At 50.6% G+C, this 25,074-nt stretch carries 18 protein-coding genes; 12 read left to right on the forward strand and 6 right to left on the reverse strand.

Features of this window, described 5'->3' with window-relative positions:
* Positions 1-15: 15 nt before the first annotated feature.
* The 3 genes from GX147_06835 to GX147_06845 form a co-directional block, all read right to left on the reverse strand.
* Complete coding sequence (locus GX147_06835; GenBank protein ID NLN60407.1) at positions 16-708, reverse strand: outer membrane lipoprotein carrier protein LolA; 693 nt, start codon at positions 706-708, stop codon at positions 16-18.
* 275 nt (positions 709-983) lie between these two features.
* A complete protein-coding gene (locus GX147_06840) occupies positions 984-2,057 on the reverse strand; it encodes a branched-chain amino acid aminotransferase (GenBank protein ID NLN60408.1) in 1,074 nt (357 codons plus the stop codon).
* Between the two features lie 73 nt (positions 2,058-2,130).
* The gene (locus GX147_06845; GenBank protein NLN60409.1) at positions 2,131-3,660 is read right to left on the reverse strand and encodes a YifB family Mg chelatase-like AAA ATPase; all 1,530 of its coding nucleotides are present in this window, start codon (positions 3,658-3,660) and stop codon (positions 2,131-2,133) included.
* 382 nt (positions 3,661-4,042) lie between these two features.
* Here GX147_06845 and moaC point away from each other — a divergent pair, with 382 nt between their 5' ends.
* From moaC to GX147_06890, 9 genes are all read left to right on the forward strand, one after another.
* Positions 4,043-4,525, forward strand: a complete 483-nt coding sequence (gene moaC / locus GX147_06850) for a cyclic pyranopterin monophosphate synthase MoaC (protein NLN60410.1) — start codon at positions 4,043-4,045, stop codon at positions 4,523-4,525.
* 31 nt (positions 4,526-4,556) lie between these two features.
* Positions 4,557-5,081 (forward strand): PH domain-containing protein, encoded by a 525-nt coding sequence (locus tag GX147_06855; protein ID NLN60411.1) that lies wholly within the window; start codon positions 4,557-4,559, stop codon positions 5,079-5,081.
* Between the two features lie 43 nt (positions 5,082-5,124).
* Entirely contained in the window at positions 5,125-5,418 is a 294-nt protein-coding gene (locus GX147_06860; protein NLN60412.1) for a hypothetical protein, read from the forward strand.
* Between the two features lie 80 nt (positions 5,419-5,498).
* Positions 5,499-6,752 carry a UDP-N-acetylglucosamine pyrophosphorylase gene (locus GX147_06865; protein NLN60413.1) on the forward strand — a complete coding sequence of 418 codons (1,254 nt, stop codon included), beginning with the start codon at positions 5,499-5,501 and terminating at the stop codon, positions 6,750-6,752.
* A 5-nt stretch (positions 6,753-6,757) separates the two neighbouring features.
* Positions 6,758-10,537 (forward strand): SIS domain-containing protein, encoded by a 3,780-nt coding sequence (locus GX147_06870; protein NLN60414.1) that lies wholly within the window; start codon positions 6,758-6,760, stop codon positions 10,535-10,537.
* A gap of 188 nt (positions 10,538-10,725) precedes the next feature.
* Positions 10,726-12,384 (forward strand): AMP-binding protein, encoded by a 1,659-nt coding sequence (locus GX147_06875; protein NLN60415.1) that lies wholly within the window; start codon positions 10,726-10,728, stop codon positions 12,382-12,384.
* Between the two features lie 449 nt (positions 12,385-12,833).
* Positions 12,834-13,457, forward strand: coding sequence for a glycine zipper family protein (locus GX147_06880; protein NLN60416.1), 624 nt, complete (start codon positions 12,834-12,836; stop codon positions 13,455-13,457).
* A 359-nt stretch (positions 13,458-13,816) separates the two neighbouring features.
* On the forward strand, positions 13,817-14,422 hold the full coding sequence (locus GX147_06885; protein ID NLN60417.1) for a hypothetical protein: 606 nt from the start codon (positions 13,817-13,819) through the stop codon (positions 14,420-14,422).
* A gap of 99 nt (positions 14,423-14,521) precedes the next feature.
* The gene (locus tag GX147_06890) at positions 14,522-15,409 is read left to right on the forward strand and encodes a DUF3108 domain-containing protein (protein ID NLN60418.1); all 888 of its coding nucleotides are present in this window, start codon (positions 14,522-14,524) and stop codon (positions 15,407-15,409) included.
* A 15-nt stretch (positions 15,410-15,424) separates the two neighbouring features.
* Here GX147_06890 and GX147_06895 read toward each other — a convergent pair whose 3' ends face one another.
* The 3 genes from GX147_06895 to GX147_06905 all read right to left on the reverse strand — a co-directional run bounded on the left by GX147_06895 (position 15,425) and on the right by GX147_06905 (position 20,170).
* The gene (locus GX147_06895) at positions 15,425-15,832 is read right to left on the reverse strand and encodes a hypothetical protein (protein ID NLN60419.1); all 408 of its coding nucleotides are present in this window, start codon (positions 15,830-15,832) and stop codon (positions 15,425-15,427) included.
* A gap of 534 nt (positions 15,833-16,366) precedes the next feature.
* Positions 16,367-19,309, reverse strand: a complete 2,943-nt coding sequence (locus GX147_06900; GenBank protein NLN60420.1) for a DUF748 domain-containing protein — start codon at positions 19,307-19,309, stop codon at positions 16,367-16,369.
* Between the two features lie 117 nt (positions 19,310-19,426).
* Positions 19,427-20,170 carry an amidohydrolase family protein gene (locus tag GX147_06905; protein NLN60421.1) on the reverse strand — a complete coding sequence of 248 codons (744 nt, stop codon included), beginning with the start codon at positions 20,168-20,170 and terminating at the stop codon, positions 19,427-19,429.
* A 586-nt stretch (positions 20,171-20,756) separates the two neighbouring features.
* On the opposite strand from GX147_06905, the gene GX147_06910 reads away from it, so the two are divergent.
* From GX147_06910 to GX147_06920, 3 genes are all read left to right on the forward strand, one after another.
* Positions 20,757-21,422: a hypothetical protein gene (locus tag GX147_06910; protein ID NLN60422.1), complete on the forward strand. Its 666-nt coding sequence runs from the start codon at positions 20,757-20,759 to the stop codon at positions 21,420-21,422.
* 510 nt (positions 21,423-21,932) lie between these two features.
* Positions 21,933-22,208 carry a hypothetical protein gene (locus GX147_06915; GenBank protein ID NLN60423.1) on the forward strand — a complete coding sequence of 92 codons (276 nt, stop codon included), beginning with the start codon at positions 21,933-21,935 and terminating at the stop codon, positions 22,206-22,208.
* A gap of 957 nt (positions 22,209-23,165) precedes the next feature.
* Positions 23,166-24,701 (forward strand): radical SAM protein, encoded by a 1,536-nt coding sequence (locus GX147_06920; protein NLN60424.1) that lies wholly within the window; start codon positions 23,166-23,168, stop codon positions 24,699-24,701.
* Positions 24,702-25,074 lie beyond the last annotated feature (373 nt).

The following is a 25,074-nucleotide window of genomic DNA, read 5'->3' on the forward strand; positions in this document are numbered from 1 at the left end:
AGGGCATGACCCGGTTCAAGGTAAAGAATAGATTTCAACACCGACGGGTATTCTGAAAAGAAATTTATCGTCCTTGAGTTTTTGGTTCAGTTTGGTGTTGAACAACGTGACGCGCGTTACATTACCGTAAGGGTCTTCGAACCAAATCCGGTTGATAAAATAAGTCGCCCCGCTGATCTCAATATGCGCCTGCGAAAAGCCGGCGTTGCCTTCCCTGGGAATTAGCCGAAGAAAATAATTTCCCTTTCTCTCACCCTGGTCGGCCTCGGCGAATTGTACATGAAAATCGTTCTTGATCCCAACAAAACCGGACAAGAGCCTTACAGCCGCAGTGGATTGAAGGAGGCGGTCCGTTTGCTGAACATAGGCAACGCGATCTTCAGGGAGATACAACCATGATTTCTCAGGGTTAACGACAAGAGTTTTTCTTTGAGGTTTTTCGTACTGCCAGAGCATTTTTCCGGGCCTTTTAAAATAAAGACGTCCCTGCTCCCTTTCGGTCTTTGCCAGACTTTTCAGCGTCGTCTCCTGAATAAAACCCGCCTCAAAATCCTGAGTAAGATCATACTGTCGTTCAACCTTTACCAAAAGCTCATCTAGGGATAACGCCCGGATGGGGGTAACCATCACTGCGAAATACAGTCCGATTAGAATCGACACTGCGGCCATCAAAACGATTTTCCCCGATTGATCCTTTTTATTTTCCAAATCTTAAGTATGAACCTCCAAAGCGCCAAAATCATCCAGGCGCGTCAAGTTTATGATAAGTCTAAAAAACATGAGATATTGTTATCCATATTGTATCTTACTGTTATTATTAACATTTTTATTTGCTCAGAATGTATGCAATACGGTAGAACGTTGAGTCGGGTATGGACTTAGATAACTTATCCACAGATTTGTCCACAGAATTTTCCACAACTCTGTGGATTGCATGACCAAGTGTTTGTTTCAACGCAGAAATCGCGAAGCCGATAGCGATTTCACGCGATTCTCACTCTCCAACCGAATGGATCCGGGGCTTTTCCATATTGAATGTTCAGGATTTCATTATAGAATTTTTCTGCCGTTGATCCGGTTCTACCCCCGTTTATGACATATTCGTTTCCCTGATAGTAAATATGTCCAACAGGCGACACAACTGCCGCCGTGCCTGAAGCAAACATTTCCTTCATCGAACCGTCATGGATCGCCTGAATGACATCTTGAATGCCAATAGGCCTTTCCGAAACCTTCATATTCCAGGAATCAGCAAGCGTTAAAATGGAATTCCGCATAACTCCTGGTAGAATGGTTCCACCCAAAGGAGGGGTAACCAATTCTTCGCCGATCAGGAAGAAAATGTTACTCGTCCCCACTTCTTCCACGAATCGCCGTTCCACGGCATCAAGCCACAGGACCTGGGTGTATCCCATCTCATTGGCCAGGCGCATGGCGTAGAGGCTGGCGGCATAATTCCCTCCGGCCTTGCAGGCTCCGGTACCACCGGGAGCGGATCGGACATAGTCCTCACTGACATAGATTTTGGTCGGATTAAACCCCTCAGGGTAATACGCCCCGACGGGTCCGGCAATGATGAAAAAAATAAATTCCGTTGACGGATGGACGCCGAGAGCAGCCTCCGTAGCAATCATGGCTGGACGAATATACATGGACGCATCTTTGGCTTTTGGAACCCAGTCCCGATCGATAAGAACGAGCTGCGTAACCGCTTCCACAAAAAAAGATTCCTCTATTTCGGCCATACACATGCGCCTAGCCGATATATTCATCCGTTTTGCATTTTCAAACGGACGAAAAAGATATATTGATCCGTTTTCACCCCGATATGCCTTCATCCCTTCAAAAATTTCCTGGCCGTAATGCAAACATTGGGCGGTCGGGTCCAGCGCCAGAGGAGCGAAAGGCCCCAGCAACGGATCATGCCAACCCTTCTCCACGTGATAATGCATCGTAAACATATGATCCGAAAATATCTTGCCGAACTCGAGTTTTGTTTCGTCGACAGGCCTGGGCTTTCTTTTCTCCTCGGGAACGGGCTCCACCATGATTTCCATAACACCTCACCTCTCTGTTTGGCCTTTCAGAATATTCGCGATCTATCGTCCCGGCGATCCTGATTTCTTAGCACTAAATCACCTGACGATCAAGGTTTCTATACTGAATGGCCTCAGCAACGTGATGTGAGCCGATGAGACTTTCGCCACCCAGATCCGCAATGGTGCGAGCCACTTTAATAATGCGGGTAAAGGTACGAGCACTCATGCCCAGGCGGTCCATTGCCATTTCCAAAAGGCCCTGAGATTCTTCGTCAATCTGGCAGTACGCCTTAATCTGACGTTCCGTCATCCGTGCATTCACAAGAATATCGGCTCCGTTGAATCGTTTTCTCTGAATTTGCCTGGCCTGTATGACTCTCTGCCGAATCTCTTCTGATGATTCCACCGTTCGCTGGGAGACCAAGTCGCGATAGCGCAGGGAGGGTACCTCTATATGAAGATCGATTCTATCCATCAGGGGGCCGGATATTTTGGTCTGGTACTGTCGGATCTGGGTCATGGAACAGCGACAGCCCTTCAATTTGTCACCGTAGTACCCGCAGGGACAGGGATTCATCGCCGCCACGAGCATGAAACGCGCCGGGAACGTTGCCGTTGCGGAAGAGCGGCTGATGGTCACAACGCCGTCCTCCAGAGGCTGACGCAACGATTCCAAGGCGTTCTTTTTGAATTCCGGAAACTCGTCAAGAAAAAGAATGCCGTGATGGGCCAGACTTATTTCACCTGGTTTTGGCAGATGACCGCCTCCAACCAACCCGGCATCGGAAATGGTGTGGTGAGGAGCGCGGAAGGGGCGGGTTCGTACAATCATGTGTTCCCTGTCGAGCATTCCCGCTACAGAAAAGATTCTCGTCGTTTCAAGTGCTTCCTGAAAGGACCAATCGGGAAGTATGGTGGACATGCGTTGGGCGAGCATGGTTTTTCCCGACCCAGGCGGACCGATTAAAAGAACGTTGTGACCTCCCGCCGCTGCAATCTCCAAGGCCCGCTTGGCCTGCTCTTGTCCTTTGATTTCATTGAAATCGACCATAGAAGCAGGTCCGGCTGAAAAAAGTTCGTCGGCCCGAACCGAAGGGGTCATAAATTCTCTTGTACCTCGGAAAAATTCGACCACATCGGATAGATCGGCCACCGCAATCACCTCGATCCCCTCGACCATAGCCGCTTCCTGGGCATTGTCCTCCGGAATAATCAATCCCCTTTTCCCCAGCTCCCTGGCAAGAAAAGCGCTGGGTAAAACGCCCTGAACCCCCTTGACCCGCCCATCCAGAGACAACTCACCCAAGACCAGATAATCTGTCAACAATTCCGGCCGGATCAACCCCTCCATTGCCACCAGTCCCACGGCAATGGGCAGATCGAAGGCCGTACCTTCCTTCCTCAGATCGGCAGGAGCCAGGTTGACGGTTATATGATGGCGGAAATAACCGTATCCTGAATTCTTCAGAGCGGCCCGGATGCGATCCTTGCTTTCCTTGACCGTCATATCGGGTAAACCGACGATATAAAATTCAGGCAACCCCGGAGAAACATCGATTTCCACTTCGACGACACAAGATTCAATCCCAATGGTGGTGCTGCTGAAAAGCCTGACTATCATTCTTTCCCCCGGAAGACGTGTGTTTTTTATGAAAGTCCGAAAAACGTCCCCGCCGCACGATTTACGATCTGACGGCGAGTTCCTCTTTGAAGGATGGATGAAAATCTATAATAATGCCTGATATTTGGCAAGTTTTTTCTCCCAGGTTCTCACCCGTTTATCAGCCTGATTCTGTCGCTTTAGCCAGATTTCGGTACCCCCTGCGTGAACAACCGCATGAATTAAGGATTTCTTCTCCTCTTTTTCTCATACCCAATCGATGTGAAAGGATTTTGATTTTACGGTCCTCTCCAAACCCATGCTTGACGATCGATACGGCCTGTGTTACTTAAGCGGCGAATATTTTCGGAAAGAAACTCCCTGCTGAAGGAGGCGTAATTAGATGACCCAGCCCCTATCTCACCTAGACGAAAAAGGACAGGCCAAAATGGTCGATGTGACAACCAAAGAACCGTCTTTAAGAGAAGCCGTTGCAACAGGCCGGGTTCGTATGTTACCTTATACGCTCTCTCTCCTTCAGGAAGGAGGCGTGCCGAAGGGAGATGTTTTCGGGGTGGCCCGCGTAGCAGGCATCATGGCAGCCAAGAAAACAGGGGACTTGATTCCCATGTGTCACCCCCTGGCGTTGACGCATATCGACATCCGCTTTGAAGTCCTGCCGCAGGAGGGAGAGGTGTTGATCGAGAGCCGGGCAAAACTGGTAGGCAAAACGGGTGTCGAAATGGAAGCCCTTACCGCCGTGTCTGTGGCCGCACTCACGATCTATGATATGTGCAAAGCCGTCGATAAGGAAATCGTCGTGACGGATATTATGCTTGTAAGGAAGTCCGGCGGCAAAAGCGGCCTGTTTGAGAGGAATACTTAATGTTCAGGGCTTGCCCGCAAAGCTGAAACCAATGGATACGCACCGATACAAAATCAAGCGCCCTTTTGTGATTCCCTTTGTTCTGGCGGTATTTCTTCTCGTGATACTCCTGTTCATGTCCCTTCTTCACCGCCGTTCTGCCGCTGAAACGGTTGTTTTGACAATATTTTTATGCGCCGCATTGCCGGTTTTAGGCGAGATGTTTTACCGTCTGGTCACAACCAATGCCTCCGGCCTAACGATCAGAAAGTTTCTGAGGACCCGAGCCATTCCCTGGGAAAACATCAATCAGGTCGGACTGGTCATGGTAAGGCGGAAGACGTATCTTCTGCTGACGACCCGCAGAGGTTTTTATATACTCTCCAGTGCCTACGGGGATTTCCCCCGTCTGGTCCGCGATATCACGGACCAGGTCCCATTCGATCGGGTAGATGCTGAGGTCCGTCAACAGTTGGAAGAAGGTCCCCTCGTCAACCGCGGCGATGTTTTATCCATCTGGCTCGCCGTTATTTTGATGATCGGACTCATTGTGATGAAACTTTTTGGTGTGATCTGATGACCTGATAAAGGGATATGTAATGGTCAGGAAGGACAAAGTGATGAAAACGGAAACAGCCAATGCCGCGGAACATGGGGCAGATTCACTCCAGTCCATCATCGAAGACATTTTGCACAAGGATCTTGAAAATGTCGTAACCATCCTCGAACCCAAGGGAAGCGGAAAAAGCACCCTTTACGAGGATGTGATAAGGATCATCGATCGAAGCCTGTTCAGAATTGCTTTGAACCGCTCCGGTCAGGTTAAAACCGTTGCCGCTACGTACCTTGGTATCAGTCGCAATACCTTCCAGAAGAAAATGATCAAGATGGGAATGGATGGCCGTGAAGATTAGTTCTCCTGCGTAAGTAGGCAGGACAGGCCGATCGTTTGAATCCTCGCTCTATCTTCCGGGTTCCAGGTTCAGAAAATGTCATGAATATATCCGGGCATACAGAATTGCTTCAGAGAAAGGGCGTACTCATCCCGAACCCCACCGCCGTCGACATTGATGCGGAAATTGACCCAGCGCGCATTTCAGGTGAAGGGGTCGTTTTTTATCCGGGAACCAGGATTTACGGGGCCGACACCGTGATTTCGGCCGGTGTGAAACTTGGCTATGAGGGCCCCGTCACGATCGAAAACTGTCAGCTGGGATCCCGTGTCCAGCTCAAAGGCGGCTTTTTCAGCACCTCCGTCTTTCTCGATGGGTGTACCATGGACAACGGCGCCCACGTCCGGCAAGGTTGCCTGTTGGAGGAGGAAACCAGGGCCGGACACACCGTTGGCCTCAAGCAAACAATCCTCTTCCCATTTGTTACGCTGGGAAGCCTGATCAACTTCTGCGACTGTTTCATGGCCGGGGGTACGGACAGAAAAAATCACAGTGAAGTCGGCAGCAGTTACATCCATTTCAACTACACCCCCCAGCAAGACAAGGCGACGGCCTCCCTGATCGGTGACGTCCCCCAAGGCGTCATGCTCCGGCAAAAGCCCATTTTCCTAGGCGGCCAGGGGGGGCTGATCGGTCCAGCCCGAATCGCTTTTGGTACCGTCATCGCTGCGGGTACCATCTTCCGGGGTGACTGTACGGAGGATGGAAAATTCGTCTCTTCCGGTGCAAACAAGGATCGACTGACTGCCTACCACCCCGGTCTCTATGTCCATGTCAGCCGTCGTATCCGTATTAACCTGTCCTACATGGCGAACCTGCTCGCCCTGAAACAGTGGTACATCCATGTCCGGCAGCCTTTTTTTCTTAAGCATGCCCTGGCGGAGACCGTCCATCAGGGAGCATTGAATACGCTGGATGCCGCTCTTCATGAACGGCTCTTGAGAATGGATGAACTGGCTGAAAAAATGGATGAATCGCTGGCACAGGTTTCACGCCATTTAAAGGGTCAACAGAAAAAACTCGCCCGCGGGGAACAGGAGGCATTCCGGGATCGCTGGCCTGAGATACGGGGCATTTTCGAAGCAAAGCTTGAAGAATCCCTGGGTGCGGATGACCGGCATCGTTTCCTCACTTGTGTTGACCAAACGGCAACCCGTCATCAGCATTATCTGGCCATGATAAGGGCCCTGCCTCCCGAAGCAGTCGCCTGTGGAAAAAGATGGCTTGGCAAAATTGTCACCGGTATCTCCACAAGGGGTGAATCCATTCTGTCGGGGGAAACAGGCGGCCCATGAATCTGATGACTAGCTTAGCGGCCTCACTCCGCCGATTCGGGACATGGCATTGGTTCGTCGGCGCGAATCCCCACCGCTGTCCGCCGCGCTCCCTGATCCTTTTCCCATATTACCCGGCAACCTTTTTCTGCGGTCTTGCGGGCATCTTGGTGATCAAAGGGCCAGGCCCTCTTGAAAAAACGGGTATCGTCCGGACATTCATTACGCTTTTCGACGTCGTGAGTTCCTTGCGAATTGCAGACATACAGGGCGGTGCCTTAACTCTGGCACGCTATCTGGATGGAGACGCCTCCCTGGAAAAAATGGCCCGTCGAATCCCTGAACTCAAGGGAGATCATGTTTTCCGCGAACTCACAACGCATCCCGAAACGGCATTCAAACTGGAACGGCTCGCAGGCAATATAAAAGCATATCTTCTTCAGGAAGAAGCCGCGTTGGAGAAGGCTGCGGCTTTCTTCGATACGCAAATCCTGGAGAAAGTAAACCGGTCTCTGCTTATCCTTCGAGATATCCTCTGGGCACTGGAGAATGACGTCCTGGCAACCCTCGAACAGATCCAAAACCTGGCCGAAGAGAGCTCCAAGCCGCCAGGAACAGAGTCCCTTCTCAAGTACAAGAGGATAAACTTCCTCCTAAACTGCATCAACCGTTTGGAAGTAAGGGGAAGAGACTCCGCTGGCCTCCAGGTCTCCTTCACCCTGCCCGCCGGATCCGTTTTCAGGGAAATTCTCCACCGTCTCAAGGAAAGGAATCTTTACACTGAATTTTCGGACCGGGTTGATACGGCTGACTTGCTAAACAACTCTATCAGCCTCCCCTGCACCATCACAGACCTTGAATGTATCCGGGAAGATACGAGCAAAACGATTACCTTCACCTATAAAACCGCCTCGGTCATCGGGGAGTTGGGGCAAAATGTTCGGGAGTTAACGGAATCAATCCGCGGGGATCATGTCCTCCGGGTGTTTGCCGAAACCGAAATGGCGTGTGAATCGTCCTTCTGCCACACCCGATGGGCCTCTGTCGGTTCCATCTCCGTTGAGAACTGCCATCCTATCAACAACGCCACCTTAAACGGTCATCCACAGGCGTTAGCGGATAAAAATTATCCCCGTTATGGCCGGGGGAACTGGACGATCAATGTGGCCTTAAACGGTGACATCGACAATTACCAGATTCTACGATATCGGCTGGAATCCGGGCATGATCTGATCGCTCCGGAGGTAACAACGGACACAAAAATCATCCCCCTTCAGATAGAACATTACCTTATGCAGGGGTGTGACCTCGAGGCGGCTTTCAGGTTGGCGCTGAACGATTTCGAGGGTTCCCACGCCATCGCGATGGTGAGCAACCTCGAGCCAGGCAAGGTCTTCCTGGCGTTACGAGGCAGCGGCCAGGCCCTGTACATCGGATTAGCCGACGATCAATATCTATTCTCTTCGGAGCTTTACGGCTTGGTAGAGCGGACCCCTTTCTTCATCAAAATCAACGGGGAAATGCCGGCCGATCCAGCTCGCCCGGAAACCACTGGACAGATGTTCATCCTGGACCAGGAAAGCACTGGGGGGTTGAATGGCATCGCCGCCTGTTTCTATGACGGCAAAACCCTGCTACTTGCCCCGGAAGATATTCAAAAAGCGGAAATCACAACCCGGGACATCGACAGGGGTGACTTCAGACATTATTTTCTCAAGGAGATCTCCGAATCAGCACAATCCGTCCGGAAAACTCTCCTGGGAAAATACCGAATTATCCAGGAAGAAAACGGAGGGAACCGGGTCTTTTTCAACCTGGGGCAGGACGTGCTGCCCGATAAAATCCGAAACGAGATCACCCACCGTCGAATACGCCGCGTCATCGTCATCGGTCACGGCACAGCGGCAGTCGCTGGACAGGCCATCGGCGACGCTCTGAACCGTTTCCTCAAGGGTACTAACCTCCTTGCGGAAGCGAATTTAGCCTCCGAACTGAGCGGTTTTTCCCTTAGTCAAGATCTTTCGGATACCCTCATTATCCCGATTACACAATCAGGCACCACGACGGATACCAACCGTGCCGTAGCCATGGCCCGAGATCGGGGTGCGTCGGTTATCGCCATTGTCAACCGCCGACAGTCCGACATCACGACCAAAACGGATGGTGTTTTCTACACCAGCGACGGCCGGGATATCGAAATGTCCGTGGCTTCAACGAAGGCCTTCTATTCCCAGATTATCGCCGGGCACCTCCTGGCTCTGTTTTTCGCCCAGATCACGGATGCTCTCACAGATGATGAAATAGCAGGGGAACTACGCGTGCTTGAAAAGGTGCCCCAGTTCATAAATCGTGTTCTTGAACAGCAAGAGACGATCCGCAAAGCTGCACAGCAGGTTCCACGCCAGAAGAGCCACTGGGCTATCGTCGGGAGCGGACCCAACAAGGCAGCCGCTGATGAAATCCGTATCAAGTTAAGCGAACTCTGTTACAAAACCATTTCTTCCGACATCGTGGAAAACAAAAAACATATTGACCTGTCAGCGGAGCCCCTCATCATAGTCTGCGGCGCCGGCAATCCGGAAACCGTCGTCGGGGATATCGTGAAAGATGTTGCCATCTTCAAGGCCCATAAGGCTGGCGTCGTCGTTTTCACCGACGAGGGTGAAACCCGTTTCGACGATCTGGCTGATGCCGTCATCAAATTGCCTAAAGGTTCCGCCCCCCTGCCGGTTATATCAAATACGGTGGCAGGACATTTATTTGGCTATTATGCCGCCCTGGGCATCGATGAGGACGCCATGTTTCTACGCCGGTTCCGCAGCGAACTCAACAGGCGGATGATCGAACAGGACAAGCAGCACTGGTCAATTTACGAACGGATCGCCGACCGGGAATTCCGCAAATTGATTCGGGACTTTTCCAGGCGTTTCCACGAAAGACGCAACCAGGGCGCGTTTCATTCCGCCAGCGCCAAGACCATTTCCGATATCGTTCTTCTGCTGAAATACACCGTCGGTCGTCTGCCTCTCGAGGATTATGCCTATGATTTCAAAGGGCAAGATGACCTCCTTTCTCCCATTGATTTCCTGGATGTTTCCCTAGGCAATGCCATTGATGAACTATCCCGCCCCGTGGACGCAATCCGTCATCAGGCCAAGACGGTTACTGTCGGTACGAGCCGGAAAGAACAACCACTACACGGCATCCTCTTCGACTTGCTCAAGGAACTGGCCTTTTCCGACCGGACCCTGGCAAGCAAGAATATACTCGACATCGATCGTCTGCAACCTGCCGTCGCCGAAATCCGGGGTTACACCCTCTACCTGATCTCTGCCCTGAAAACGGAAGGCAATCCGACGGAAGAAACGACCATTTCCATTGCAAAACGGAGTGGTGTATCCCTCCAGATGTCATCGAGGGTGGAAAAATCCGGGCGACTCATGGGTACAAAAAGGACCATCGTCAATACGGGGCATCTCTATATCGGCTGCGGTAAATCCGACGGGGCTCCCCTCATCGTGATTCCGCTCAAAAAGGGAGGGGACCTGATCAGCCATCTGTTGCTCATCCATGTTCGATTCAACGAACGGATCACTCTGAGAGAACGCATCGCCGCCATGGGCGTCCGGTATAATGATCTCAAGAACCTGATCAATGAATACAACCTGCTCTGGATGGACCGGTACCTGCTGCAGATCCCTCTGGAGACCCTCTTGGGTGAACCGGTTGAAATCATTGCAGGCCAGATCAAGCTGGCCCTGGCTGACCATCCGAATACGAACAGCGGGCTGAACAGGGACTTATGAACACCAAACGGATCTTCCGCACCTGCGCCGTCCGGTTCTCTTACGGAAAGGCCCTGTCGTTGTCTCCATCGCGATCTTGTTTGAACTTGCAGCGACGGGACTTGCCCGGGGTTCCCTGGACGGCGTTATAACCTTCTGTATAATTACAAGGTTTACCCTTACATGGATACAAAGGAGATTATACATTCATGGACGGATTCGTACCCTGGCCTGGATCATTCAGGGAACAATATTTAAAGGCCCGTTATTGGCGGGAAAAACCTCTCGCATCGATCATCGAAACTGCGGCAGCCCGTTGGCCCCGGCGTATTGCCATCACCTTCAACGGCCAGGGTATCACATACGCAGAACTGCAACGCAGGGTCAATCGTCTGGCGTTGCACCTGGGAAAACTCGGACATCGGCCCCTGGATCGCCTGCTCCTCCAACTGCCCAATTGTCCGGAAACCCTTTACCTGTATTTTGCCGCTGTGAAAATCGGCGTCATCCCCGTTATGGCCCTACCAGCCCACCGGTTGGCGGAAATGGCCTTTTTTGCCGAATTCGCTGCGGTGAAAAGCTATTGCATCCCCGGCCTCTTCGGAAAGTTCGATTACCCTGCTCTGGCAAGGGAAGTCCGCATGAGGGCGCCAAGTCTAAAACATATCATCGTCCATGCCGATCAGGTTCCGGACGGCATGATTTCCCTCCAGAAATTACTGGACGACCCCCTGGAAGAACGGGTCAACGGAGAAACGATATTTGCAGTCCTGAAACCCGACCCCTTTGAACCGGCGGTGTTTCAGCTATCGGGTGGAACCACGGGCATCCCGAAACTGATCCCAAGGACCCACAACGACTACTACTACAACGTATACCGGAACAGTGAGATATGCGGATTCTCCGGGGATACGGTTTATCTTGTCGCCATCCCCATGACCCACAACTTCGCCACCGCCTGCCCGGGCTGGCAGGGGGTGTTCCTGCACGGCGGCCGGGTTGTTTTGTCCCCCTCCCCTTCCCCCGATACAATTTTTCCCCTGATTGAAAGAGAGAAAGTGACGACGATTCCTGCCGTACCCGCTATCGTCATCAATATGTTGAATCATCCGGACCGGGGGCGATACGATCTGTCGTCGCTCCAAATGTTGCACGTCGGCGGTTCGAAACTGAACGAGGAAACAGCCCGGCGAATTCGCAGTGAACTCGGGGCGGGGGTACAACAGGTTTTGGGCATGGCGGAAGGGCCCCTATTCTGGACCCGACCGGACGACCCGGAAGAAATCAGCTGGATTACCCAGGGGAGACCTCTTTCTCCTGGGGACGAATTCCGAATCGTTGACGCGGGAGACAGGGACGTCAAGCCGGGTGAAATCGGTGAACTCATCTGCCGCGGTCCTTATACGATCCGGGGGTACTACAAGGCCCCGACACATAACAGGGAAGCTTTCAGCGAAGACGGATTCTATCGCTCAGGCGATCTCTGCCGCCTCCATGAAAGTGGTAACATTGTTGTGGAAGGACGGAGTAAGGACACAATCAACCGCGGGGGTGAAAAAATCAGTGCAGAAGAGATGGAAAACCACATTCTTGCTCACCCCAAGGTTCGGCTGTGCGCATATGTGGCCATGCCCGACCCTGTTTTGGGCGAACGGGCAGTCCTTTTTGCCGTTACCCGGGAAGGACAGACGTTCAACATGGAAGAACTGAGCACATTCCTTTTGACGGAGCGCCGGATTGCCCGTTACAAATTGCCTGAACGGTTGGAAATTCTGGACGAAATGCCTCTGACACCTGTCGGCAAGGTAGATAAAGCCCGACTCCGGGAATGGATTGCGAAAAAACTGGAAACTGAAAATCGAAAATAGTCAGCGTTGTCGTATACATGATCAACAGGGACAAGACTCTCTCCGGATAAAAGAAATGCATCCTTCCTCTCACTGGCTCCGGCCACAGTAGAGAGGAACCCCGAGGCGGGTTTAGGACATTGAACCCTTTGTCGCACTTAGCCCGCACCGTGGCAACTCATCCCTCTGTTTTCCCGTACACTCATCATGGTTTGTTTGATTCGTAAGCCAAGGGTATACTCAAGAACGTATATTTTCTATACGATTTGAGTATTTATTATCCAGATTATGGTTTATTTCCGACCTTCCTGATTGACATCGGTCAGCGCATTTAGCTAATATTATTGATGTTTGAAAAAATGAGCGGGCTGGCATACCATTTGCCTTGTTAATTAATAAAAAGAAACCATCACCACCACCCTAACACGCTCCCGAGAGGGTAGATAAAGCCTGAATGGAGACGAATCATTATGACTACATCGCACTTCCGGAGGGCCATTGCCATAATACCTTTGGAACGATCGAAATTCCGGCAGGTTTTTGGTCAGTCGATCCTGTTAACCCTCTGTATGTTGTCGTTGCTGGTGGCCTGTCCCTGCCTCGCAAAAGCGGATCCGTGGCGTGGCAATTATGAAGAGCCCCTATTGACTTACCCAACCCAGGTTTTCATGTACCCCCGGGCGGGCCAGCCACCGATGCAGCAGGATCGTGATCGTTATGAATGTCACATCTGGGCCATGGGACAGAGCGGATTTGACCCGAGTCTACCTCCCCTCCCGGTTCATCGCCCAGTCCGGGTCGAACCGATGCCCCCGGTTGGCCATGATACGACATCCTTGGCATTCACGGGAGCTCTGCTGGGCGCAATTATCGGCGGTCACCACCATACAGGAAGGGGGGCATTGATCGGTGGGGTCATCGGTGCCATGGCCGGATTGGCATCCGATTCCGCCAGAGCGCAAACCGCGCGGCGTATCGAAGAGGAGCAGTCGCAACGGTATAAGGAATATGACAGCCATATGGAGAAAAGGGCTTCCGACTACAGGCGGGCCATGGGGGCCTGCCTCGAGGGAAGGGGTTACGGCGTTAAATAATCCATTATTTGGATGATCAAGAAGTCAGAAACAAGGAGACACATGCCATGAGATATAATCGACAAACCGGGTTGATTCTCGTTCTCTGGATTTCCCTGCTTTTTCTTTCCGGAATGAGTCAGCCTCTATTTGCAAAAAGCTGGGGAACCGGTCAGGGACATCATCAGGGTAAAAGCCTTGGGAATCACGGAATCCTCAAACAAAACAGTGACCCTTCAGGAAATGTCATAAAGAAGTCCCGGACAGGAAACAGGGTTAGCCAAACCGGATCGGGCAAAAATCAAGGGGTCCAGAAACGGGGCGGTAGCCGTTCAGAAGGTATCACCCACAGGCCCCGGACTGGGAACAACTTCCACCGAATGGACCTGGGAAAAAGTTCGACTCATAAGCGGACCTGGCAGGGTAAGTACTCTCGGGGATGGGATACGCGTTACCGGCAAAATCGATACTATCCCGCCCGCGGTCATTATGTTCGAACCTTGCCCCGGGGCTATTATACAGCCTATCATTACCGATCGCCCTATTACTTCTGGCAGGGCGTCTGGTACCGCCCATACGGAAGTCACTTAACAATCGTCGCGCCGCCCGTCGGCCTGGTGATTCCCCTGCTTCCCCCGCTTTATACGACCCTTTGGGTACGTGGCGTTCCCTACTATTACGCTAATGAAACCTACTACACCTATTACCCCGGGGGCGGCTACATTGTGGCGGACCCACCAAACGAGGAGATCAGTGAAATACCGCCCGAAGCTGACTGGCTTTACAGTTACCCCATGAGGGGCCAGAGCGAACAGCAACAGGCCGATGACCGCTATGCCTGCCATCGCTGGGCGGCAGATCAGACAGGCTACGATCCGACCCTCCCGTTGGGAGGCGTTCCAGAATCTCAGGCATTCCAGAAACGGAATGATTACCAGCGTGCCCTGGGCGCCTGCCTCGAAGGCCGCGGCTACAGCGTGAAATGATGCTTCTGGGCACATGAGTTGGCCTAACAGGTTTACTTTAATTGCAACCTGACATACCGCCCCTTTCATTCAGTCGGTTCTTCCGGGAATTACCGAGGTATGAAGGCTAAAACAGTTTTAAAAAAGCCCCTTGAGGGCTTTTTTGAAACACCAGAGAAAGGCGCTCTGATCGTGTTTAAGAGAAAACAGGCAAACCTCTCCGACCATCGTGTCAGGAAAACCTGCCTCATCGTGCTCCTCTCTTTCCTGAGCTGTGTCGGGTTTGATGATATTAACGCCAATGCCCTTGCATGGGCGAAGGAATTTCCTTTTGCAGTCGGAGAAAAACTCACCTACCGTGCCCGCCTGGGACCCATTGCAGTCGGCACGACCACCATATCAGTTAGGCCATCTAACCTATCGAAGGCTCCAGATACCTATCATTTCATCATGGAGACCAGAACAAGCAGCCGGATAAACTGGTTTTACCGTATCAACGAAACTCAGGAGTCCTGGGTGGACGGGAAGATGAGCCGGAGCCTTGCCTATCGCAAGCGGGACACGGGTACCCATGTCCGCGATGTCGTCGTGCGATTCGACTGGCAAACAATGAGGGCATCATATCGGAACGCCGGGAAAGACGAAAAGACGAGTTCTCTGCTACCGGGCACATTCGATCCGCTGGCTCTGTTCTTTGTTCTCCGCACGAAACCGTTAAGAGTCGGAAATACTGTGGAACTTCCAATCAGTAACGGGAAAAAACTGGTCCGTGCCATTGCCAGAGTTGTGAAGCGTGAAACAATCACAATCAACGGGAAAAAGCATGATACTTTCCTGGTCGTGCCCGATCTGGGAGCTCTGAACGAAGCCCTGGGCGGGAAGGATGCATCAGATTTGATGATCTGGTTTAGTGCGGATGCGAAGCGTTTTCCGTTGAAGATCGCCAGTCGCTTCCCGATAGGCAGCTTTGTTTTTGAAATGGTATCCGCAGAAACCGGCCAAAGTTGACAGAATGAGGGTTTTTCAACGATTACGGATCTTTCGGCTGTCCAGAGTATTCCGGATACCTTCACCGATCCGAGAAAAGGTTTTCAAAACCGTATGATAGGCATCATGGCACCAACCCCGGACCGTTCGGTCCGCCTTTTTGATGCCACGCCCCGTAGCCTGCCCTGCTTTTTCCATTTCCCGTGCGACACCATGGCTTTTGTCGCCAATCATCCGGCCGGTTCCCTTGCCGACCCTCATCACCCCCTGGCCGGCCTCTTTTCCTCCGTCCCTGACGGTCTTTCCGATATCAGTTCCGGCTTTTTTTAAACCGCGTCCAATATCCATGGCCCCGTCCCTGGCGGCATTTTCTGCCCATACCGCAGGGACCAGAAGGAAGAACGCCATGAGCGCAATCAGGACGCTTGAGCACCGAAACATCATCGCCTCACCTGAGTTGGAATAATCCTTGCCAAACACGTAAGAAGGTCAGGGGAATCGCGCAGGCACACAGGACAAGACGATGAATGAGTCGGGTTGGGCGAAAGATCTTCTGGAGTCCTGCCAAGAATTCTCATATTGATTATCCGGCGGGTAGGGGTTGACCCCTTCGATATTTAATAATCTGGAAAGACGCAACACCTGTAGAAAGCTCTTCTGCTCAAGGCAGACATACAGTGATCTTCTCACCGTCTGGACATCGATTTCCTTTTACAAAGGAAAAATCAATTTTTTAACCATCGTCGGTTCTAAATTAAGCGGTCACCCCTTTCTGACGTAAGAACCTTGCCATAAAAGTATGTACATCACTCAGCTCAGCTTAACAATGGTCGGTGTCGCGTCTTTCGCTTACCTCTATTTTAATCATGGATCATAAATAAGCAAGGCAATTTGATATTGACATAACTTTGCCTCGGCCATAGGGAAACATTGAATCCTTTTAGAAAAACCAATGCAATGAATTGAATAACTTTTCTTCTATTTCAAACGAAATTCCACCCGGCTTTTTCTTATTTTTTCCTTCTCCGGCGGGGCCTCGTATCTGGTTTCCACCATAAAAATCCGATCCGTCTCCACTTCCCCTGTGGACAGAATAGCGTCCCGGGTGTTACTGACCCGTTGGTTTGCCAACTGGCGGAGATCACCATCCTTTATTTCAATATGGTCATACATCAGTTTTTCCATCTCAGGGACAGGTAGCCTCTTGGTCAGGCCAATCAGGTTTCGCGGTTTGGAAAATTTCTCCGATTCGTAGGCCTTCCTCAGGTATTTTTCATATTCGTCCTGCTCCATCGTAACTTCTTCCAGGATGGTGGCGGCCTTGCCGGAACGGTTCAGGTCGTTCATTTTCTGTGCCTTCAGTTTCCGGTCAAAAGTCATTCTTCTCATCGCTTCCCTATCCCGTTCCATATCGACATAACCCTCTAGGTCAAGTTTCAGAGCGGGACGATCCGCCAGAGCTTTTGACAACAATTCGATTTTCTTAAGGCTCTCCATATTCAAATGGGCCAGACCAGGGTCAAATTCGATGTAACTCAACTCTTCTCCCCCGCCGAAAAGGGAGCCGAGCAGGGAAAAAGGCGCCGTGGCTGCTTTGGTAAGCAGGTTTTTCACCACTTTTAGAATGATTCGCCATACACTGAATTCCGGGTCATCCAAGCTTCCCGAGACTGGAATATCGAGTTTGATCTGACCATGACGATCTTTGAGCAATGAAACGGCCAGAGCGACGGGAAGGTCCGTCGCATCAGGACTGTCTACCCTTTCTCCCAGGTTGAACTGATCAAGAAAAAGCAGATTGGTGGAATCCAGTTTCCTCTTTTCAATTTGATACTTGAGATCAAAAGAGAGTTTCCCCTTCTGAATTTCATAACCGATATACTTGCCCGAATATGGCGTGACAGGACTCAGGTCCATACCGGTGAAAACCGCTTTAAGGTCTACATAAAGGTCCCTTTTTAACGGATTGATCCTCCCGGTTATTTCGAGGGGAGCATAGCCATCGACCTTTCCCCGAAGTTCAACATCTCCTCCGGCACTACCCAGCGACGACAGATCGGAGATGCGACCGTTTATCCCTGTAAGTTTTTGTGAATATTTCGGTGTAATGCTTGTGTCCATAAAATCGATTTCACCCCCCTGAAGGGTGAGGGAGCCGATATGGATGTCATCCTCGCTTTTTCCTTCTTCCTGGACGTTCGAGGCCCCATCATGTTGTTCAATTTCAATTGATCGTGTTTTTTGCTCTTTACGCCTATCTTCACGTCCCAGATGTTGCAAATTCAATGTCGCATCCTGCCGGACGAAGATCCGACTGTAAAAATCAGTCAGAGCCACATCATGGACATGAAAACGCAACGGAGCATGGGCAAAATCAACGCCATTCAGATAGAGACTGCGCCATTTCAGCAGATCATTGGCCGAACGCGTATCGATGGCGGCAAAGCGGGTGAGGGATGCCTTCCCCCTGTAGCCTGTTTTTAGTTCCCCATCGGCCTCTCTCAGGGTGAAATCGCCTTGCGCCCCGACCTTACCTCCCGTTACCCTCACATTCAGCATATCGCCGATATAAGGCTGAAATAGGGGCACATCGACCTGTCGGACATCCAGGGCCAGTTTCGCCGACAGAGGCGAAATTACAATAGGGCCTTCCAAGCTGAGCGATCCCTGGTTGGGCAAGCTGGCGCTGAACGTCGCTTTTCCTTCCTTTTTCTCGGATGTAGACAGATCAAGAACCGACAATTGAAGATCAGACAGGGAAAGCCTGACCGGAGAAGCCAGTTTATAATCCTCAAAACTGATTGTACCGTTCCGGATTTGAAATGTATCGATATCCACCACAACCTGACCGCCTTGGCCTGTTTCCGCCGTGTCAGTCGGTTCCATGCTGGACTCCTTTTCATTTGGGAAAAGGCCCGAAAGGTTGACCTCACCCTGCCTATTCCGCCGCGCATGCAGTTCCGGTGCAACAAGTGTGAGTTCAGAGAGGTGATACTTCCCCGAAAGGGGAGCCAATTCCGCAAGGGTTGCCTGCAGAAGCGGGAGGCGCAACAGAGCTCCCCCCGCAACATCATCAACGGCGAGATCGTTCAAGGTCACCTGCCCCTCCAACCCCAGAAACTGCTGACCACTGGTTTCCTGACGAAAAACGAGTTTCATGTCCACGTCCAGGGAAGCGGAAGGCACAAGAAAATTCGGCTTTACCGATAAATAGGTCATATAATGAGGAAGATCGATCTTGTTTATTTTTATACTTAGTTCGGTTTGATAGGTGTTCTTGAACGGCTTCGTGTACCCTTCCAACACGTGCGTCGCACCATTGATTACAGCCCTGAAATAGGGTTCAACGAATGTATCGGCATGATGACTGATGTTCGAAATGAAGGGGATTTCAATTTGAATTTTTTCGGCAATATGACGGGCCTCTCCGGGGACATCCTGAAAAATGATTTTTCCGTCCGTAATCCGAATGTTGTTGACGGAAAATTGTAACGGTGTGCTTTCCTCTTCTTCCCGGCTTTTTTCCTTTTGCAGCAGATCCGAAAAATTATACGTCCCGTCCGCCCGGCGGACCAGATGAATGCAGGGATCTCTCAGGTTGCATTCACTAACGATAATAGCTCGTTTCAGTATCGAGATCCCTTCAATATTAATGAAGAATTCCCGAAAGGAAACAAAAGTTTCCTCTTGTGCAGGTTCTCCGATGACAACACCTCTGATGGTCAAGCAACCACGGAAAGGATTAAATTTGATGGCTTCAATGGTGATATTCCGGTGCAAGGTCTCCGAAAGCTTTTGGATCAGAATGGACTTAACAAGAGGCGGAACGATAAAAAAACCCGTGACGGCAAACAAAGACAGGAATACTAAAAATCCAATAATGATTTTCTTGAATCGTTCCATGATTTCAGGCCGGATCAATCTTTAACCCCCTATGTCATCAAACCGTAATCAATACACTATTTAAGATATTTACACGATCTTCCATGGTTTCTCGCTTTTTCGGCAATGGCCGCGGAATCATTTTTCAACGGCCTGTCAGAGGTTCAACAACATTATAATATTTTTGCAAACAATATTTTCGAAATCCTGCTTTCCCAGGTTAAGGCGGTTTATTTTCTCCAGTTCATCGATCGGTGTGCCAAAAGGGAAATCACTTCCAAACAGGAGCCTCTCACTCCCGTACCTATTTAAAAATTCCGCCATTTCCCAGCCTGAGGCCAAAGCCGTGTCGGCGTAAATGGACGTATTGTCCCAGATCCCGGATTTTAATAATTTTGAAAAGCCCCCGTTCAGTCCCCCCATATGGGGAATAATGACAGGAACTCTCTCTTCGACTCTCCTTATAAAGTACAGGGTATTTTCAAAGGATTCTTCCAGAATTATGGGAAGACGAAGGCGATAAACCTCCTGCAAAAACAATTCACAGAGGGGGTTATTGTAATGATAAACCGGCTCATTTTCGTGTCGATGCCATTTGATTCCCTTGTAGCCTTTCTTAAGCTCATTTTTCTGAAAATCGTTCCATACAAAATAATATGAAAAAACGTTGTCATTGGCCGCCTGTATATCGAGGAGATATTGGTTGGCCTGTTGTCTGGATCGCACCCATTGGGCGGTGTCTTCGAAATCATAATGAGAACGGTCGTAGATATCCTCAACGGGCGCGAAGAGGCATGCGCCTTCAATACCGGCCGCATCCAGATACTTTCTGATAACGGTAAACGGCAGATTCACGTTCTGGATACCGCAATGTACATGAGAATCGATAATTTTGGCCATCACTCCACCCGGACCTTCTCCTATCTCATTTTATCAACACACCCATCTGTTCGAGATAGACATGAGGAATTGAAAAGGATGCATACACATCAGTAAAAAATATATAAACAGGAACAATTTTCGCAGAGGAAGTAACCATGATGAACAGATTTAACAACATCTTCAGCCGAATTCCACACCTTTTTTCGAACGGTGATTTCTTTGTCACGATATATCGAATCCAACTGGAACGATGGCCGAGGGATTTGCAAGCTCGGGAACTGTACATGGTAATCCTTCTCATCGACTGACAGGAGGACCTTCACCGGGGACTACGGCGGCCTGCCGGCTGTTTCGTAAATCCGAACTTTCTGCTAAAGGAGCAACCCATTCAGGGGGATCGGAACATTCTGAACCACCAGATCAATGAAGTTGAAGATTTTCATAGGAGAGGTAACATCCATGCCAAGCGAGGTGGAGGGAAACGCCGGGTGAAGGAATGAATCAACCGGTGTTGTTGCTGAACAATTTTTTACGGAAAAACCGACGGACTTATGTTAAGGATCAGGACGATGCCTAACAAGCATCGTTCATGCAGGAGGGCGCTATGGATATCATGACCGCGGTCAGAAGCAGAAGGAGCATTCGAAAATTTTTCAACAAAGAAGTACCGCAGGATGTTGTCCGGGAAATTCTGGACGCAGCACGCTGGTCACCGTCTTGGGGGAATACCCAATCCTGGAACTTCCATATCATAACCGGCAACCCCCTGGCCCGTTTCAAGGAAGAAAACGAGCGACGGCTCAATGAAGATGAACCCGCCACCCCCGATATTCCGATGCCGGAATCATGGCCCGACGCCTGCCGGCTCCGATACAACGACATGGGGCGCACACTCTATGACTCCCTCGGCATCGCCCGCCGGGATATGGACGCCCGCCGGAAGCTTCGACTCAAGATGGCGCATCTTTTCGGTGCCCCGTGCCTCATCGTTGTGACGATCGACCAGGAAAATTCCGTGGAATATGCCATGCTCGACATCGGGCTGATTGTCCAAACCCTGTGCCTTCTGGCCCACGGAAAAGGACTGGGAACGCTGATCATGGCGGCGGCGGTTCAATATCCCGATCTGATACGAAAAATTTCTGCCATTCCGGATGATCGGCGGATTGCCGTGGGTATTGCCCTGGGCTACCCTGACCATGAATACGAACTGAACAATTTCGTACGAAAACGCGCTTCCACGGAAGAACTCATCCAATGGGTCGGTTAGAGCCTGACCAGAGAGCACCCGACCATGCTCGACCCATTCCGCCGGGATGGTTGTTTTTTCCCGAGGCCTTGTCGGTTCCTTGTCAACTCCAGGACAACCAGACGAATTAAACGCCCCGACATCAATATAAACGAGTGGAAAATTTTTGTTCACCCCGTCCCATGGACACCGTGGCCTTAAATGCGATGGATGCACAGGAATGTCACGCAGCATGATCCAGCGTACCTTGCACACCGAAGGAGTACCCCTCTTGCATTATGAGTTGATCTTTTTTGAAATATTTCTTTGGTTCACTGAGAAATTTTATCGGGATTGACAATTCTGAATTGCCACGGAACCGGATTCATGATAGATTCGACCCCTCTCCTTCGCAAAGGGGTTCCACACCTGATAAGGAGCAGGGATATTTCATTCGCAATTGCATCAGGCAACAGGAACACGGGCAAGCCGGCCTTAAAAAGTTGCTGTCTTGGCTGGCTGGCTTCGGAGGCGAAAAAAACAGGAGGACCTATGACAGATTACTGGATAAAGATCGTCGAAGAAGAGGAGGAGGATATAAAAAGGCACCATTATCTGGTCACAGCCATTGACGTATCGGAAGCCAGAAAGGCGGCTCTGGCTTTTCTCCGACATTTCTGCGACGAAGACGATAATCCCGATCCGATTCAGGATGGTTTTGCATTTTGCAACAACGCAATTAGAGTGCGGATCGTCGATATCAAAGAAACGACGAAAGAGGATTTTAAAAACTTCATGCTCAAGATGTTCACGATCCAATGGAAGTAACCGGAACAATCGATTATTCCAGAAAGATCGGTGCGGTGACTCCATCGGTACAGATCCAGGGGGAACCATAAGTGGAGCAAAAGCTCTGAAACGGATACTCGCGAATTGACAACCCGGACCCGGATGTATCTTGTCCTGATCGCCCGGAGATGACTTTCAGAAAATAAGTTCCTGAAAATAACAATTGAGAGGAGGTTATTGTCGTGAGTGAGTTTGGAACAAATCATCCGTTGCATGTGGAATCCAGGGCCTGTGGTTTATTCGTAGTCGGTGAGGGGAATTGTATTAAAGTGAAGTCCATGGAAGAGGCAAACAAGCTCATCGCCCAATTAAAATCCGAGAAAAAAACCAACGAAACAACATGTTAGATAGGTAATCTTTCAGGAATAACAAAGTTAATTTCTGACGGCAGGGGGTGTCAAATGAGGGACATGCCACCCCCCTCCGGGAACGATGACGGACAAGCAGGCGTTTTATATCCTTGCAACGACTTGATCGTATATCCCGGGCAACTCATCTCATGTTGCCTTGAGGCGTTTTGCCTTGCGCTGGCAAACCGAACTCCGTGCGGATTGATTCGAGGGCACAGAGGATAAGGATACTGTAGGAGTGATGACTGTTCGGCTCCGTCTTTGAACCGAACATCTCATTCTCCATGGAATCCTTTGAATCGGTCGCTGATATGATAAGACCAGGCTCGATCATAGAACGAGGCCTTTGCGAAACCGGATCAATTCGTGCTTATGCCATGCCGGAACAGGCAGATACCCGGTATTTTCAGATACCCCCTGGGTTGGGGAATGCCTCGGAGGGGTCATCATACCATCGCCAGCCAGCCACACGCCTTTTTCGCGTATTCACATGAGGTACACGAAATGCCATCCAATATGATCTTTCGTGTACGGCTTGGAATATCATGATTATATTCAACATTTGGGATTCAAAGGCCTTTCATCTATGAAAGTTGTTCTGATGTCCATGCCCGACGTGGCGCCTGTTATCATGCATGAAGCGGCCTTTCACATGCCCAATTGCGGTATTGCCAGCGTGGGGGCCAATATCGATGAGGAACATCAGGTCTATGTCATTGATCTGATCCGCAAGCGCGGGCGGCTTCAGAATTACCTGACCAAAACCCTCACAAAAATACAACCCGAACTCGTCGGCTTGTCCGCCATGGCCTGGCAATACGACACCTGCCTCAAAATAGCCCGTTTCATAAAATATCTGTTGCCCCGTGTAAAAATCATGATCGGCGGCTATCATGGCACCCTGATGTACGAAGAAATCGCGGCCTCACCGGAAGCCGGACAGATCGATTTTATTATCCGGGGAGAGGGAGAGGAGACATGCCGCAGACTGGTCAACGCCCTGGAAGGCAGGGACAGGATCGAAGATATTCCCTCCCTCTCCTACAAACAGGGACCCGATTTCGTTCACAATCCCAGAGGGGAGCTGCTGGATTTATCCCGACTGAAACTTCCCATCCGGGACAAACGCCGCTTAACCTCGGGCTATCACGTCATGCTTTCCAAAGTGGAGGTGCTTGAGACATCCCGGGGCTGCACGCGGGCCTGTTCTTTTTGCAGCATCAGGCACATGTACGGCCGGACATTCAGGACCTATCCCCTGGAACGGATTCTGGCGGACATAGACGACATTTATTATAACCGCCGCACTCGTCTGATTTTTGTGGCCGACGACAATCTGGTATTGGACCCCGACCGGGTGATCCGGATCTGTGACGCCATAATCGCCCGCAACTACAAGGGATTAAAACTTATTGTCCAGGCCGATTGTGTTTCCATGTCGCGAAACGAAGAGATGGTCCGGAAAATGTCGCAGGCAGGCATGAAATCCATCTTCCTCGGCATCGAGAGTGCCTCCCGGAAAAACCTGGCCGTCGCCAGAAAGGGGGACATTGTGAAAGCCTCCCGGCAGGCCGTGCAGATGTGTCACAAGTACGACATCATGGTGGTAGCCGGGATGATTTTCGGATTTCCCGACGATGCGGAAGAGGACATCATTGAAAATTATCGTTTCCTGAAATCCCTCGATGCCGACACCGCCTATTGTCAGATTCTCACGCCATACCCCCGAACCGAATTACGCCGGGAACTTCTTGACCTGGGCATGGTGACCAACCCCTCCGACTACCGGTGGTATAACGGCATGTGGGCCAATATCAAAACCCGGCACCTTGATGACCGGCAACTGCAGTACCTTGTCTGGCTTCATCGCCAGCAGATCATGGGCTGGTGGGAACCCTCCGTGCGGGCCAGGTCGGAGGGACGCCTGTGGGTGCCGATCTGGCTTTTCGCGTTTCGCCCCCTGCTCAAACTGTATTTGGAGCGGAAACTGCGGAAAATCGGCTGGGACGGACTTTACGTCCAGCAGATGAAAAACCAGGCCCGTCTGAATGTATTTGAAGATTTGGATGTATTGGGTGAATTGGAGAAAGGACGAGATGGGGATCGTAATGGGGTACGATGAGAACCCTTTCAAGATTTTTCGAAGGTGGAATATCACGTGACGAGAAGCCACGGAGGGAGAAAAAACGATTATTCACGACAAACATTGGAACCGTACCGGTTATAGAAGAACAAAGGGTGAAAAAATTCAGGTGTGAAATAAATATTGGAATAAGACAGGATACGAAAAAAACAGGGAACGCCAATCTATCTTGATCATTTGGAAGGGAGGCCAGGCTCCCTGGATTACATTACGGCAAAATCTTGGCTCTATTTAGTCGGTTCTGAAAAAGTCTATTTTGATAAAGCGTTACCGTAAGAGATGGTTCTTTGATAATTAGAAAGCCATTGGAAAATTAGACGCAAAAAAGCGGCTGCCCACCGCAGCAGCTTGG

The sequence above is a fragment of the Deltaproteobacteria bacterium genome (assembly GCA_012522415.1).
GTDB lineage: Bacteria > Desulfobacterota > Syntrophia > Syntrophales > JAAYKM01 > JAAYKM01.